Origin of the sequence: Aphanothece stagnina RSMan2012, assembly GCF_046764815.1 — a bacterium.
Taxonomy (GTDB): Bacteria; Cyanobacteriota; Cyanobacteriia; order PCC-6307; family Cyanobiaceae; genus NIES-981.
In genome coordinates this window covers 1-490 of sequence record NZ_JBKOUC010000101.1, presented here as the reverse complement: position 1 = coordinate 490, position 490 = coordinate 1, and the positions used below count along the sequence as shown (strand labels likewise).

1 protein-coding gene is annotated in these 490 nt (G+C 70.6%); it reads right to left on the bottom strand.

Going from position 1 to position 490, the window contains the following annotated elements; genetic code table 11:
- Positions 1-490 (bottom strand): SDR family NAD(P)-dependent oxidoreductase (locus ACLNEE_RS16925; RefSeq protein ID WP_412007456.1); only part of this gene is annotated, 490 nt, incomplete at both ends.

Genomic DNA, 490 nt, shown 5'->3' with positions numbered 1-490 from the left:
CCAGAGGAGTCGCCACCCCACCGGGGCAGATCGCATCGATGGTGATTCCCTGGGTGGCCAGCGCCGGTGCAATCGCCCGCACCCAGCCCACCACTGCGTGTTTCGTAGCGGTGTAGAAGGGATCCGGCGCCCAGGGCACCAGGCCCGCCGCGGAGGCGGTTGCGACGATCGCTCCCCCGTTCATCGAGGCGGCCGCTGCCACCGTGCCGAACACGACCCCATCGATGTTCACTGCTGCCACGGCGCGGTAGCGCGCCGGATCGAGGTCTGCGATCGTGTACGGCGAACCCTGATCGGCGATGGGACGCCCGAGGATCCCGGCGTTCAGGAAGACGAGATCGATGCCGCCGAGGGCCGTCATCGCCTCGGCGACCATTGCGGTGTTCGCCCCGTCGCCGTCCGCGACGTCGACGACCATCGTCGAGGCGCCGGTTGCAGCAGCGACGGCCTCGAGGCCGCCGGCGTCGACGTCGGCGGCCAGAACCGTCGC